The following is a 13,637-nucleotide window of genomic DNA, read 5'->3' on the forward strand; positions in this document are numbered from 1 at the left end:
GCGGGGCAGGGTCTACCGGTCTGCCGCTAAGGTTGCACAGCTGCGTTGTGGGTTCCTAGGCACAAGGCGACGGGTCACTGCTCTGGCGAACAGTAATCATGTTTTTCAAATCCACCTAAGTGATTACAAGCCGTACTTCTTTAGCTCGTTAAGCGAATCGTCCAGAACAATCAAGAATTCTACACCAAGTGCCATGGTGCCGTCGCTTGTTTTTTCAAAAGGCATCGCAACAAAGTAACGATCAGCTGCTCGATAATATACGACATCCCGAAGCTCAACGTCGAATTTCCCGTACGCGTTATTGAGAGCCTGACAGGTAGATGGATCCTGAACCCGTTGGACATTGCTCGTATCGATATGGGTGGTTCCTGTCTCCTGACGATTGTCAGAAAACTGGTCCTTTATTAGGAAGGTTGTGACAAGCGATCTGGCGAAAGGATTTTTAGCTGGACAGTCCTGAGCATATGTCGAAACGCCACCGAGGATCAACATAAGTGCTGAAGCAACAAAAATTATTTTTGTAATAAAACTATTGGATATAAACATGATTTTAAAAGTTTAAATAATTTTTACAATAAAAGTGCAAAAACAAAAACTTTTATATAATATTTTTAATATCCGCAACGAGAATACTGAGTCGATGATTCTACTGTATCATTTTGGTCAAAAAAATAATGTTATTACCGTCAATCATTAGCCCTATGTTAAATTCAAATTCTAAAAGAGTGTTTATGTCAAATTTAGATATTGTGCCGTCATACTCAAAAGTTACTTGAGGGCCTGTAGGGTTAAGTGGATTTGAAGGGCAAGTTATCATGTCACTAATATCAGATGGATGTGTATGGAGGAAGCCAACGGCATTCTCGGGAGGCTCGGTATTTGGAGCGAACAGTATCGCACAAGTTGTCTGGGTTACTGTACTTGGGTCTAGTTCACGCGTACTATACTCTCCATCCCTCTTTACAATCCATCGCCCACTCTCAATGTTGCCTCCTAAAGCCTGACTTCGTTGCCAGGGCTGGTTAAGCGCACCTTGTGCCTCCAATGCTTCAAGAATAGCCTTGTGCTTTTCGTTAGGGATATCCGCATGGAAGCAGCTGCCCGCTTCGTCGCAGTAATCGGGCGGGTTGGCGGATTCACACGGCGGGATGGTGGTGTCCGGCGGCGCGCACTCAGATCCCGGGGCGGGCTGCAGCTCCGTACAGGTTGTCTCGCCGTCCAGCCCTGCGTTATCCGAGGTGTTACCGTAGCCCCCTCAGTTGTGTGGGCTCCTCAGTTGTGTGGGCTCCTCAGTTGTACAGTCGCGTATGTTCACCCTGCGGTTTAGAAATTTCCCGGCAAATGGACAAACGGAAGCTTATGCCAACCAATATACGACGATTTCACTGTCTTCTAAGGCCGCTCTGTAGAATTGAAGAAGCGCCGGGAGAAGCTTCGCAGCGGCCTGCTCGCGCATCCACCGCTGCAAGACCTCACTAGCATAGCGGTCCTCACCCACCTCTAGGACGTGCTCGACATTCCGCCGGAGGTCAACTTCAGTCATGAATCTAAGCTCATCAACAATCGCCTGGATATCCTCGGGAAGACTGTACCGAAACGGAAATACGTGTTTTGGCTTCCACCCAATACGTCGGGCACCATATACGGCCCAGAACCGAGGGTCTTCTGGTTCCTCATCTATGAATGTCTGGAGAAACCGGTGGTCATGAAGTCTTCCAGTGATTGCATCGAGGGAGTGTTTGTAAAATTTACTGAAGTTTAAGCTGTAAGGTGCTCTCTCGGGAAGCGCGCTGAGCCAGAACGTGTACGCATCTTCCATGCGCTTGAATTGTCCCCGTTTTAAATCCACGATATCCCGCCGTCCTGTCAGCAGGTCAACGCCCCAGGAAAGCGGAAGTCGAGGCGTAGACAAATACGTTCCCATGGTCTTTTGCTTCAAATATTGGATCTTAAAAATATTAGTTTTCTCTATGGCACGCCACCTGCAAGGGAATCTTGACGTCTTTGAACAGATCCGCGATCCAGTTTAAGGCGTCAGACGAGCTGATCAGGTCACCCTCGAGATGGTAGGTTCCGGAGAAATCCTTCGTCACCCGCAGGTGCATCACGTTGACCCCATGTACCGAGGCGTACTCCGGAATACGAACGCTCTCATCCCCGCCGAGATTGTCGATGCTCGTGTAGGTCGAATTTGTGACAAGTAGGTAAAGAGGCGCTCCAAGGTTATAGTCATTTTCGGGAATCCGATCGTAGTAGCGTGCTAAATCGTCAATGTGAGCCTTCCATTGTGAACTGCTCAGGTTATATGTCGGATTCTCAGTGAATTTAACTTCGAGAATGGAGGATACCACATCTGGAAGATGGACACCGTCGTTTGTAACTGCAATAGCGTACCCATCCACTAAATTGGTGAGTTGCGGATGGTCTTGTTGGGTGCCGTCCCATCGATACCGACGCATCTCGGAAAGAGTGGCATTAAGGCTTTTTCGCACGCTTGCTTGGAAATAGCCTGATAGCATATCGTCGCTGCCAGGTAGAGTTACTCCAGGAGCATTGGCACACACCCTTCGAATTTCATCGACGACTTCACTCTTGGTAACCGGGGGATCGTCTGCAGGCTCCGGCGGGGCAGGGTCTACCGGTCCGCCGCCAAGGTCACACAGCTGCGTTGTGGGTTCCTGGGCACACGGCGACGGGTCACTGCCCACGCCACCTGGCGAGCCGCCCCCGCCCCCGCCGCCATCGACCGTGATGTAACGCTGACATTCACCACGTACAAGTATCGGCTGATCACATACCAGTCCATCGACAGGATTTGAGTAGCAGGTATTGCCATCGGGGTAGACCCAAACGTACTCATAGTCGACGCACACCTTGCGCTTTGAAGTTGCAGATGGCGTCACCAGCCCTGAAGGGCTAAAAGCCGAAGCGGAGACGCCTACCCATGCCTGTTGCCTTGTGCGCTTCGCTTGCGCGTGTCTTGCGTGCGTGTGTGGTGGCTCAGGAAACCGCCGGAGCCGTTCATGCAGCAGGGCCTGCGCAGCGTCGGTGTCGGGCAGGCGGCAGCGCGCCACCCGCACCACGTGCGCCGCAGCCCGCTCGGCGCCGCCTGCATAGAGGGTGCGGCTGTTGAGCTGAAAGACCACCGTGCGCGCAGCCCCCTTTGCCCCGGCCACGGCCGCGAGCGGAAAGAACGCATAGACGCGGCGATAGCGGTAGGCCGGGCCCGTGGAAGGCGCCTGCAGGTTGGGCGTGCTGTAGAGGCAGCCGTAGGGCGAGCCGGCGAGTGCGGGAGGCGCTTCAGGCAGGGCGGCCTGCCGTGCGCGCAGCGAGGAAGTCCCCGGCAGCGGCAACAGATCGGCGCCCGGTGGCATGGGCACAAACGTCACGGCGGTGTCGGCGGTTAGCCCCAGGCCGCCCGCGCGTGTGGGTACGTCCGAGGGGGAGTGCGCGGTAGGTGGCTCGACGAGCGACGGGTCGCAGCTTACGAGCAGCCCGGCTCCAATAAGCAAAAGCAGACACACGGCCGCCGGCCGGATCGGGCGCTCTATAAGAAACGAAATAATGTGGGGCATAGGATGGCAAAAGCACAGACGCGGCCGGTGTACATCAAGCCCACAGCATACCCCCCCGAATATTAATGTCAAGTATTCCGAAAAGATTTAAGAAAGAGGCCGCCTCAGCGTCTTAATCTGCCGCTTGGTGTGTGCCGCTTGGTGTGTGCCGCTTGTTGCCTTGTGCATGCTTGGCATGCGCCGCTTGCTCTGGGAGGAGCGAGCGGGCCGAGTTGGCGACAACGCCCAGACTGCTCGCGGCCATCGCGAGGGCGGCGACCAGCGGGTTGAGCACCCCCAGCGCTGCGGTTGGAATGGCGACGGCGTTGTATAGAAAGGCCCACACCAGATTCTGCCGAATCCGCCGCTGCGTGGCCCGCGCCAGAGCAAACACCTGCGGCACGCGTCCGAGGCCGCCCTGCATGATTACAACGTCGGCAGCATCGGCGGCCAGCGCGGTGGGGCCCACGGCAATGCCCACATCGGCGGCCGCGAGGGCCGGGGCGTCGTTGCTGCCGTCGCCCACCATGGCCACCGGACCGTCCTCCTGCAGGCGCTTCACCACCGCCGATTTCGTCTCGGGGCGCACATCGGCCACCACCTCGTCGACGAGATCCCGATCGCGCAGCGGCCGGGCCGCGGCCATCCGGTCGCCGGTAAGCACGACCGTGCGTACATTCATCTGCCGCAGCGCCTTGAGCACCGCGGGCGTATCGGCGCGCAGGGCATCGCCCACCACAAACAGTCCGCGCACGGCCGCATCCCAGCCCACGGCCACGGGCACCTGCCCCCGCTGCTGTGCCGCACGAGCGCGCGCCCGGTGCCGGTCGGAAAGGGTCCAGCCGTCCTGCGCGAGCCAGTCGGGATGCCCCACCCGCACCCGCAGGCCGTCTACGTACCCCTCCACGCCGCGCGGGAAGCTTTCCACCTGGGAAGCGGGTGCCACGTCGCCACCCACCGATGCGACGAGGGCGCGGGCGATGGGATGTGCCGAGGCGGCCTCCACCGCCGCGGCGCGCTGGCATACGCGGGCATCGCTAGGGGCCTCCAAAACGTCCATTTGACCGGTCGTAAGCGTGCCGGTCTTGTCTAGGGCCAGCGTGCGGAGGGCCGGACTCTTCTCAAACACCGATACGTCGCGGATGACGATGCCGTGCTGCATGGCCTCGCGCACGCCTGCAGCCACCGCGAGGGGCGTGGCCAATCCCAGCGCGCAGGGGCACGACACGATGAGCACAGCCAAGCCGGTCAGGAGGGCCGCCGACCACGACGCGCCGGCCCAGAGCTGGAGTCCGAAGGCCACCGCGGCGATACCAATGACCAGCGGCACAAACACCGCGGCGATGCGGTCGGCCAGGCGCTGGGCCCCCGGGCGGCTCGACTGGATGCTCCACATGAGCGACACGAGGCGGTCGAGCGTACTCGCGGCGCCCGCGTCTACACGCACCGTGAGCGCATGGTCGGTGACCACCGCGCCGCCCAGCACCGCGTCGCCCACCGTGCGCTGCACCGGCACCGACTCGCCCGTAAGCAGCGACTCATCAACCGCGGCGCGCCCGTCCACCACCGTACCGTCGATCGGGATGCGCTCGCCGGCCCGCACCAGCACCCGGTCGCCCGGCTGCAACGCCTCAACCGGCACCGTCTCCACTCCTGTGGCGGCATGGCGCCGGGCCGTATCCACCTGTTCGCGCGTCAGATCCGCCAGCAGCCCTGCGGCCCGCGATTTGATGCGCCGCTCGTAGTAGCCGCCCAGCGACACCGCCAGGATGATGACGACCGTCACGTCGAAGTATACGTCGGTTTGGCCCGCGAGCACCGCGCCGGCGCTGTACAGGTAGGCGCTAACGGCCGCCAGCGCCACCAGCAGGTCCATGTTGGGCCGCAGCACGCGCACGCTCACCGCGGCGCCGCGCAGGATGGGCCAGCCCGTGATGAAGAGCACAAAGCTGGTGAACGCCCATAGATTGGTGAGGACGTACGTGAGGCCCTCGTCCTGTAGCGAGATGAGGCCGTCGCCGGTGAGGTACGCCGGATACAGCAGCACGATATACGCCGCCATCACCATCATGCCGAAGAATCCGCCAAAGATGAGCCGCACCACCGTGTCGCCTTCGCTATCGTCGGCCGCGTCAGGGGAGAGGGCGGCGGTGTATCCGGCGCGGCTCAGCCGGTGCGTGAGGTCTTCGGGCGTTAGCGCGTCGGGGTCGTAGCTGATTTTGGCCATGTCGGCCGCGTAGCTCGCCTCGGCCGCGTAGATGCCGGGCGTAGTGTGAGCCAGCGTCTCGATGAAATCCTCGCAGCTGCTGCAGTGCATGCCCTGCAGATGCACGAAGGTCGTTGCGGCGGTATCGGGCAGCGCCTGTGGGGTAGCGGGCGCATCGAGGTCCGCTTGCAGCTGATGCGCAAGCAAGCAGCCCTGACAGCAGAACGCGCCGTCGACGGCATCGTCGGTGACGGGCGGCGTGGGCGTCGGGAGGTCGCAGTACGTACAACGGGGCATAGGCGCACACGGGAAAGACAGCAGGCCGTGGTAAAGCATCGCCACGCCGCAGCAAAAGATCCGCCGGCCGCGCCCGCGCCTGCGTGTGGAGCATTCCCCGACACGCGTGGGCCGCCCGGCATGCGTACGGCGCGTTTATGCGCCCGCTAGCGCCTCCAGGTCGTCGGCCGTGCCGGCCGCCACGCGCTCCACATCGCGGCCCAGGGTGCGCTTCACGAGGCCTCGCAGCACGTTCCCCGCACCCACTTCCACAAAGCGAGAGGCGCCGTCGGCGTGCATCCGTTCGAGCGTTTGGGCCCAGCGCACCGGCGAGAGGAGCTGGTCGATGAGGGCCTCGCGGATGGCCTCGGGGTCGGTGGTGGGCGCGCCGGTTACGTTCAGGTACACCGGACAGCGCGGTTCGTTGAGGGCCACGGCGTCCAGCGTTTCGGCCAGGCCCTCGCGGGCGTAGGCCATGAGTGGCGAGTGGAAGGCGCCGCTTACGGGCAACGGAATGACGCGCCCGGCAATTTCGTTGCTCGCGCGATCTACGGCTTTTACGTCGCCAGAGATGACCACCTGCCCCGGTGCGTTGTAGTTGGCCGGTTGCACCACGCCGTCGCCGTCCGACGAGACGTCGGTGCACACGGCTTCGATGGCGTCGTTGTCGGCCCCAAGCACAGCGGCCATCGCGCCGGGACGCCGCGTGCCGGCTTCGGCCATCAGCTCGCCGCGGCGGCGCACCACCCGCAGCCCGTCTTCAAACGAGAGGGCTCCGGCGGCGGCCAGCGCGCTGTATTCGCCCAGGCTGTGCCCGGCCACCATATCGGGCGTATGCCCGTGCGCGTCGAGCACGGCCATGGCCGCAAGGCTGTGCGTGTAGAGCGCCGGTTGGGTCACCTCCGTTTGCTTGAGGGCCTCCTCGGCGGCCGCGCCCGAGTGCTGCGTGCCAAACATCAGCGCTAGCAGGTCGACCGTGTCCTCCATCATAGCGGCTGCCTGCTCAAATCGCTCGCGGGCTTCGGGGAAGCGCTCAAAGAGCGTATAGCCCATGCCTACGGTTTGCGATCCTTGCCCCGGAAAGAGAAAAGCCGTGCTCATGGTTGTGTATGCCGTTGATGCGTGGTAAAAGGGAACGGTCGGTGCGAGGGGCTACGCGGCATCGGCGCCGTCATAGGCCCAGGTAAGCAGCGAAGCGCCCCACGTAAATCCGCCGCCAAAGCTCGTCAGTACCAGCTGGTCGCCCGTGCGCAGCTTCGCCTCCCAGTCGTGCAGGCACAGGGGGATTGTGGCCGCGGTGGTGTTGCCGTACCGGTCAATGTTGACCATCACCTGGTCGTCGGGCAGGCCCATGCGCTTGGCCGTCGCGTCGATGATGCGCTTGTTGGCCTGATGCGGCACCAGGTAGCGCACGTCGTCGGCCGACAGGTTGTTGCGCGCCATAATCTCGCTGCACGCATCGGCCATGCGCGTTACGGCGTACTTAAACACCGGGCGGCCCTCCTGCTGGATGTAGTGCATCTTGGCATCTACGGTGCGGTGCGAGGGCGGGTTGAGGCTGCCGCCGCCCGGCTGGCACAGCAGGTCGCCGTGCGCGCCATCAGCGTAGTGAACGACATCGGAAAGGCCGTGCGTGTCGTGCGGTTCGAGGAGCACCCCAGCGGCGGCATCCCCAAAGAGAATGCAGGTGGAGCGGTCGGTGTAGTCGGTGATGGCGCTCATTTTGTCGGCGCCAATGACGAGCACGCGCTCGTAGCGCCCGCTTTCAATGAGCTGTGCGCCGGTGGTAAGGCCAAACAAGAAGCCGCTGCACGCCGCCGAAAAGTCGAACGCCCAAGCGTTGGTGGCGCCAATTTCGTTTTGCACCAGGCACGCCGTGGCCGGAAACAGCATATCGGGCGTGACGGTGGCCACAATCACGACGTCGATGGTGGCGGGGTCGATGTCGCGCGTCGCGAGGATCTCGCGCGCCGCCTCCGTGGCCATGAACGCCGAAGCCTTCGAATCGTCTTTCAAAATGCGCCGCTCGCGAATACCGGTGCGCGTCCGGATCCATTCATCGTTGGTATCCACCATCTGTTCGAGGTCGGCGTTGGTTAGCCGGTGCTCCGGCAAGAAGTGCCCAACGGCGGTGACGGCAGCGCGACGATCGGACGTCCCCACAGCGGGGGAATCAGCTGAGGCCATGATGGTACGGGATCCTGGTGACGGTGGGACAGGCAATACGTAGATTAACAGCATACAAAGCAGCCTGCGCATTTACATCCGCTGGGCCGCCCCATCCGTCATTCATGCGGGTTTCACCGTCCAAGGAGCCTTGCGGCCCCCTGCGCACGGGGCGGGCGTGGTCCTGCGTAGACCGCACGGCGCGCCGATGCAGCTGTGAAGGATACAGGCATGCAATGCTTGACCTGGGCCCCAAAGGGCTTTCCTGCCGCCCTAGTTGTCGCTAAAGGTGCGAGCGTGGGCGGGCGCCTCGATGTTGAACGTGTACCACACCAGCATGGCCTTGTCGGTCGGGCCAAAGGGGCAGCCAGCGGCCGTATACGCATCCCACGCGTCGCTGTACACCTTGCGCGCATAGCGCTGCAACGCCGGCGGCAGGTCCGAGACGTCGGGGCTGAGGGGCTTGGAACCGAAGACGAGCGGTTGAAAAGAAGAGTACGAGGCCATAAGGGCAAAAGTGATCGTTTAAAATAGAAGGTATTGTAGAAGGAAAGCCGCAACGGACGCCTTCCAATGTCACATCCCTTCGTTCCCAAAACCATTCCAATGTTGTTTGCTTCGGCAGCTTCACCACATGCGTAACGTTTGTTCGGTATGGGCGGCCGGCGTGAACCTGCCCGACGGCTGCCCGTCCCACCCGCAAGCGACACTTTCCCACGCTTTCAGGGGCTTATGGCAACACTTCTTCACGGCGCGCAAACGGAAACGCTTGATGTGCTGGCGCTCGCGGCGCATCCCGATGATGTGGAATTGTGTGCGGGTGGTACAATTTGTACCCTCGTGGCGCAAGGCTACGCGGTGGGCATCGTCGATTTCACCCGGGGCGAGCTGGGGTCGCGCGGAACGCCCGAAGGCCGAATGGAAGAAGCAACCCGGGCGGCCGAGATCATGGGGCTTGCCGTGCGCGAAAACCTGGGCCTGCCCGATGGCGACATCGCCAACACCAAAGCAAATCAGCGGGCGGTCATTGCGGCGGTGCGGCGGTATCAGCCGCGCATTGTGCTGATAAACAGCGCCACGTGCCGCCACCCGGATCACTGTGCAGCGGCCCAGCTTGCTACCGACGCCCTCTATTACAGCGGGCTGCGGAAGGTAGACACCACCGATCGCGACGGAACGCCCCAAGCGCCGCATCGGCCCGCGCACGTGCTGCACTACATGCAGGCCATTCCGTTTGAGCCGACGCTTGTGGTGGATGTGAGCGCCGTGTGGGAGCGGCGCATCGAGGCGCTGCAGGCCTTCCGCTCGCAGTTCTTCAACGAGGACTACACGCCGGATGCCGACGAGCCGGAGACCTTCATCTCCAATCCAGACTTTTTTGAATGGATCGAGGGCCGCGCCCGCACCTACGGCTACAACATTGGCGCAACGTACGGCGAGCCGTTCTTGTACCGCCACGGCCCGCTGGGCGTAGACGACCTGGGAGCCGTGCTTGCGAAGGATCAGCCGTTTCGGTGAGCGGCGACGGTCTTAAAATCAAGAGGAAACGGCATAGATCGACCGCCCAGCACCGGCGTTCCGTGATTGGTGAAGGGACGACCGGCGAGTCATTTCTGCGGCGGCGTTGGAGCCATTCTTCAACGAACGAGGTCTGGCAAACCGTTAGGCCTCATCCTGAAGCGCGTGGCGCACAAAGCCATCGGCGCGGGCGAGCCGGGCGCGGGCCGCATCGGCATCGACGCCGGCCAGGAGCATGACGAGCGCCGTTTTGACGTGGCCGTCGCAGGCGTCGAGGGTGGCCTCGGCCGTGGCGCGGTCGGCGCCGGTCACCATTACCACCGTGCGCACCGCCCGCTGCACGAGCTTTTCGCTGGTGCGCTGCAGGTCGACCATCATGTTTTGGTACACCTTGCCGCGCCGAATCATCGCGGCCGTCGTGAGCATGTTCAGCACGAGCTTTTGGGCGGTGCCGCTCTTCATCCGCGTCGAGCCCATGATGACCTCGGGCCCCACCACCGGGCAGATGGCCACGTCCACCGTTACGTCGAGGCTCGCGCGCGGAACGGTGGTTACGAGCAGGGTGTCGGCGCCCAGCGCCCGCGCATGATCGAGCGCGCCCACCACAAAAGGCGTGCGTCCGCTGGAGGCGATGCCGCACACCACATCGGCCGCCGATATGTCGTGGTTATCGAGGGCCTGTGCGCCGCCTGCGGGTTCGTCTTCGGCGCCTTCTTGCGATTGAAAGACGGCCGACCGCCCCCCGGCAATGATGCCTTGCACAAGCGCCGGATCGGTGCCAAAGGTGGGCGGGCACTCGGAGGCATCCACCACGCCGAGGCGTCCGCTGGTGCCGGCGCCCACATAGAGCAGGCGGCCGCCCTGCGCAAACGCATCGACGATGCGGCGCACCGCGGCGGCAATGTGCGGAATCTCGCGGCGCACCGCGATGGGCACGCGGTGGTCTTCGGTGTTGATGATGTGCAAGATTTCCTCCACCGATGCGGTGTCGATGGCGGCCGAGTGCGGGTTGCGCTGTTCGGTGGCGAGCTGCTGCAGGCGGTCGAAAAGGTCGGGCGAGGCGGCCATGCGGAGGCGAGGCAGTGGTTTGGGGGAGGGCGGGCGCCGCGCATAAGGGCGACGTGCTCAAGACGTTCCGGACGGGCGCGGGCGCCGGCGGTGGGCGCGCACCTGCCACAGCCCCCATCCCACCACGCTTAGCAGGGCAAGCAGTCCGGTGAGTTGCCACAGGGAAAAGCGCGTGGGCGCCGCGCGGAGGGCGAGGGGTCGCGGGTTGCCGTACAGTACGGTGGCGCCCCAATAAAACGGGCTCGCGCGGTCGGGGTGCTTTTGCAGCAGGGCACTGCGGGCTTGTTGCAGCGCTTCGGGTTTTGAGGCGCCGTCCTGCAGCGCCTCGTAAAATCGCTGGCTCATGCGCTGCGCCGTACGATCATCGAGCGACCAGAGCGTGGCCACGGTGGCCTCCGCGCCCATGGCACGAAACGCGTACTGCAGCCCCTGCGCAGACGCGCCCACGCGCTGGGGGCCCTGGGCCGTTCCGCAGCCGCTCAGGTACACCAGCGGCTGCGTGGCCGCGCGGCGGTTCAGTTCGTGCAAAAAGAGGTAGCCGTCGCTGGAATCGCGCGCCGATGCGCTTAGCACAAACGTGTTGTAGATGGACTGTGTGGGGTGCAGCAGCGTGTGCGTGGCAATGTGCAGGATGTCGGAGCGGCCCCACTGGTTTAGTACGGTTTGCTCGGTGACGCCGGGCCCGTGCTGCACGGGGCCCGAGGAAAACAGCGTGCGGAGCATGTCAATCTCGCGTCGCACGCCCGGGAGCGCGGCCAGCCGGATGCTGCGCTCGGTTGAGTCGGCGTAGACGATGCGAAGGACCTGCGGCAGCATGCGCTGGCCGAAGGTCGAGAGTCCGAAGGCGGCGATGTCGGGGCGTGTGCTACGCGTTTGTGTGGCGGTGTCGCGCTGCACAAACGATGCCCCCACGGCCCGCGCGGTGGGGTGGCGCTCCGTTAAAAAAGTGGCCGCCGCGTAGGCAAACCGGTTGGTGGGGGGCTCGGTTACCAAGATGCCAAAGGGAATGCGCTGCAGCGGGCCATCGGGCACCACCGTCAGCGTGGTGCCGACGGGCAAGTGGCGGAGGGCGGGGGCAGCGAGCGTTTGGTACAGCGCGTGCAGCGGGCGGAGATCGAAATGAACGTCGTTGAGGCCCACAGCAGCGCTCTGCTTCTGCTCAAACAACGGCGACACGCGCCGTATCAGGCGATCGACCGACGAACGGGTGGCGGCCACCGGAAGCGCCCGGAACGTATCCGGCGTGACCACAAACACGCGCGACCACCGGCTGGTGTCGGCATCTAACACATACGAGAGCAGCGCGCCATCAGCAGGTAGCGAGGCTTGCAGCGCCTTCCGGCTCAGCGTAGCGTTTCGGTTGGGCAGTTGGAGCAGTTGTGCGCGTTCGGCAAGCGCCTGCGTGATGGCGCTTTGTCGCGCAACGGTGGCGCCTTGATGGGCCTGTTTCGTGCGGAGGGCCGTCACCTGGCGCGTAAGGCTGTCGTAGCGCATGCGCTTGCGGGCCGAGAACTGCGTGATAAGCCGTGCGCTCGTCTGGAGGTTCTGGAGATGCCGCCCGCGGCTTTCAGCAATTACACGGAAGGCGCGCCACGTGCTGTCCTGGGCGATGAGCGCCCGGTAGAGCCCCCGCGTCAGTCCTTGCTCCGTTGTGGTGCGGATGCTGCCCCACTCCGAGGCGGCCCACTGCTGTCGTTCTGCTTCCAAAACGGAGAGGCCCCGGCGGTAGGCCGTTGCCGCCTGCGCCCAGCGGCCTTGACTGGCATATAGCGCGCCAAGCCCGCGCAAAATGTAGGGCCGCATGCCGGGGTACAACGAATCGGCGGCGGTAAGCGCAGCGGCGTAGGTCTGCGCGGCGCCGTCGTAGTATCCCATCTCGCGGTGCCACGTGCCCCACCAGTACAGCTGACGGACGCGCAGCTCCGGGTGCCCGGGCACGGGCAAGAGCGCATCGGCCTGGGTTAGGTGCCGGCGGGCAAGATCCCATTGACTGCGCGCCATCGCGGCGTCGACACTGCGCTGATGGTAGCGCACCAGCCCTCGCGTGTCGCCGCGCTTTTCATAGAGCACTTTGAGGGTGTCGAGGGCCCGTTGCGCGCGGTTCAAAAGCGTATCAGCAGACATCCCGAGCAAAGATGCTCGTTGCTCAAGGTCCAACAGCGTATGGGCATAGCCACTCACGACGTACGTCCGCGTGCGCCTGTGCAAGCCGCTTGGGGGCGCATCTTGTAGCGCTGCGCGGGCTCGTTGAAGCATGCGCAGCGCCGTCTCGTTGTCTCCCATTTGCCGAAGCGACGTGCTCAGGTCGTACAGCCGTCCGGCGCGTAGCACCTGCCCCTGGGACGTACGGGGAAGGACGTCAATCGCCTGTGCGTAATTTGAGGCCGCTTGCATGTAGCGCCCGGCTACGTTGTTGATGTACCCCAGCATCCGGTACTGGTTGGCGATTGTCAGGGAATCGAGCGATGCGCCGGCGGATTGAATGAACGCGTCGAGACGCTGCTGCGCCGCATCGTATTGGTGCAACGCCGTGAGGGCATGCAGCTCGTTCCGCACTTGCTCGACCAGCGCGTTCCATGACCGTGTGGGCCGCGCGCGATAACAGCGCTGGGCCTTCCGTATTGCCTGAAGGGTGCGCTGGTGCGCGCGTCGCTCAGGTGTCGTCAACCGGCGCCCGATGTCCGAAAAGGGAACCAATGACGTATCGGCCATCTGCTCCGCGTGCTGGTGCAACCGGGTGCAGGCCTCTTGCGGAAGGCCCACCAAACTACTGAGCGCAACGAGAAGCGCGATAATCATTGAAACTTCGTGATGTTTGGGGCACTACAATGCTACGGTGCAGCGGATGT

Annotated in this window: 10 protein-coding genes; 1 reads left to right on the top strand and 9 read right to left on the bottom strand. The window is 63.0% G+C overall.

Annotation, left to right across the window (positions count from 1 at the left end; translation table 11 throughout):
* Window positions 1-123: 123 nt before the first annotated feature.
* The 7 genes from SALLO_RS0110335 to SALLO_RS16570 all read right to left on the bottom strand — a co-directional run bounded on the left by SALLO_RS0110335 (window position 124) and on the right by SALLO_RS16570 (window position 8,709).
* A complete protein-coding gene (locus SALLO_RS0110335; protein WP_157621401.1) occupies window positions 124-546 on the bottom strand; it encodes a hypothetical protein in 423 nt (140 codons plus the stop codon).
* Between the two features lie 811 nt (window positions 547-1,357).
* The gene (locus SALLO_RS0110340) at window positions 1,358-1,819 is read right to left on the bottom strand and encodes a hypothetical protein (protein WP_022836232.1); all 462 of its coding nucleotides are present in this window, start codon (window positions 1,817-1,819) and stop codon (window positions 1,358-1,360) included.
* Window positions 1,820-1,958: 139 nt separating this feature from the next.
* On the bottom strand, window positions 1,959-3,575 hold the full coding sequence (locus tag SALLO_RS0110345) for a hypothetical protein (RefSeq protein WP_022836233.1): 1,617 nt from the start codon (window positions 3,573-3,575) through the stop codon (window positions 1,959-1,961).
* Between the two features lie 112 nt (window positions 3,576-3,687).
* Complete coding sequence (locus SALLO_RS16565) at window positions 3,688-6,057, bottom strand: heavy metal translocating P-type ATPase (RefSeq protein ID WP_022836234.1); 2,370 nt, start codon at window positions 6,055-6,057, stop codon at window positions 3,688-3,690.
* Window positions 6,058-6,192: 135 nt separating this feature from the next.
* Window positions 6,193-7,137 (bottom strand): ACP S-malonyltransferase, encoded by a 945-nt coding sequence (fabD, locus tag SALLO_RS0110355; protein WP_022836235.1) that lies wholly within the window; start codon window positions 7,135-7,137, stop codon window positions 6,193-6,195.
* Window positions 7,138-7,188: 51 nt separating this feature from the next.
* Window positions 7,189-8,223, bottom strand: a complete 1,035-nt coding sequence (locus SALLO_RS0110360; protein WP_040605762.1) for a beta-ketoacyl-ACP synthase III — start codon at window positions 8,221-8,223, stop codon at window positions 7,189-7,191.
* Window positions 8,224-8,475: 252 nt separating this feature from the next.
* Entirely contained in the window at window positions 8,476-8,709 is a 234-nt protein-coding gene (locus SALLO_RS16570; RefSeq protein ID WP_022836237.1) for a hypothetical protein, read from the bottom strand.
* A gap of 225 nt (window positions 8,710-8,934) precedes the next feature.
* On the opposite strand from SALLO_RS16570, the gene bshB1 reads away from it, so the two are divergent.
* The gene (gene bshB1, locus SALLO_RS0110370) at window positions 8,935-9,720 is read left to right on the top strand and encodes a bacillithiol biosynthesis deacetylase BshB1 (RefSeq protein ID WP_022836238.1); all 786 of its coding nucleotides are present in this window, start codon (window positions 8,935-8,937) and stop codon (window positions 9,718-9,720) included.
* Window positions 9,721-9,864: 144 nt separating this feature from the next.
* On the opposite strand, the gene murQ is transcribed toward bshB1, so the two are convergent.
* Both murQ and SALLO_RS0110380 read right to left on the bottom strand, forming a co-directional pair.
* A complete protein-coding gene (gene murQ, locus SALLO_RS0110375) occupies window positions 9,865-10,788 on the bottom strand; it encodes an N-acetylmuramic acid 6-phosphate etherase (protein WP_022836239.1) in 924 nt (307 codons plus the stop codon).
* Window positions 10,789-10,845: 57 nt separating this feature from the next.
* On the bottom strand, window positions 10,846-13,587 hold the full coding sequence (locus SALLO_RS0110380; RefSeq protein WP_022836240.1) for a CHAT domain-containing protein: 2,742 nt from the start codon (window positions 13,585-13,587) through the stop codon (window positions 10,846-10,848).
* Between the last annotated feature and the right edge of the window lie 50 nt (window positions 13,588-13,637).

This window comes from Salisaeta longa DSM 21114 (assembly GCF_000419585.1).
Classification (GTDB): domain Bacteria; phylum Bacteroidota; class Rhodothermia; order Rhodothermales; family Salinibacteraceae; genus Salisaeta; species Salisaeta longa.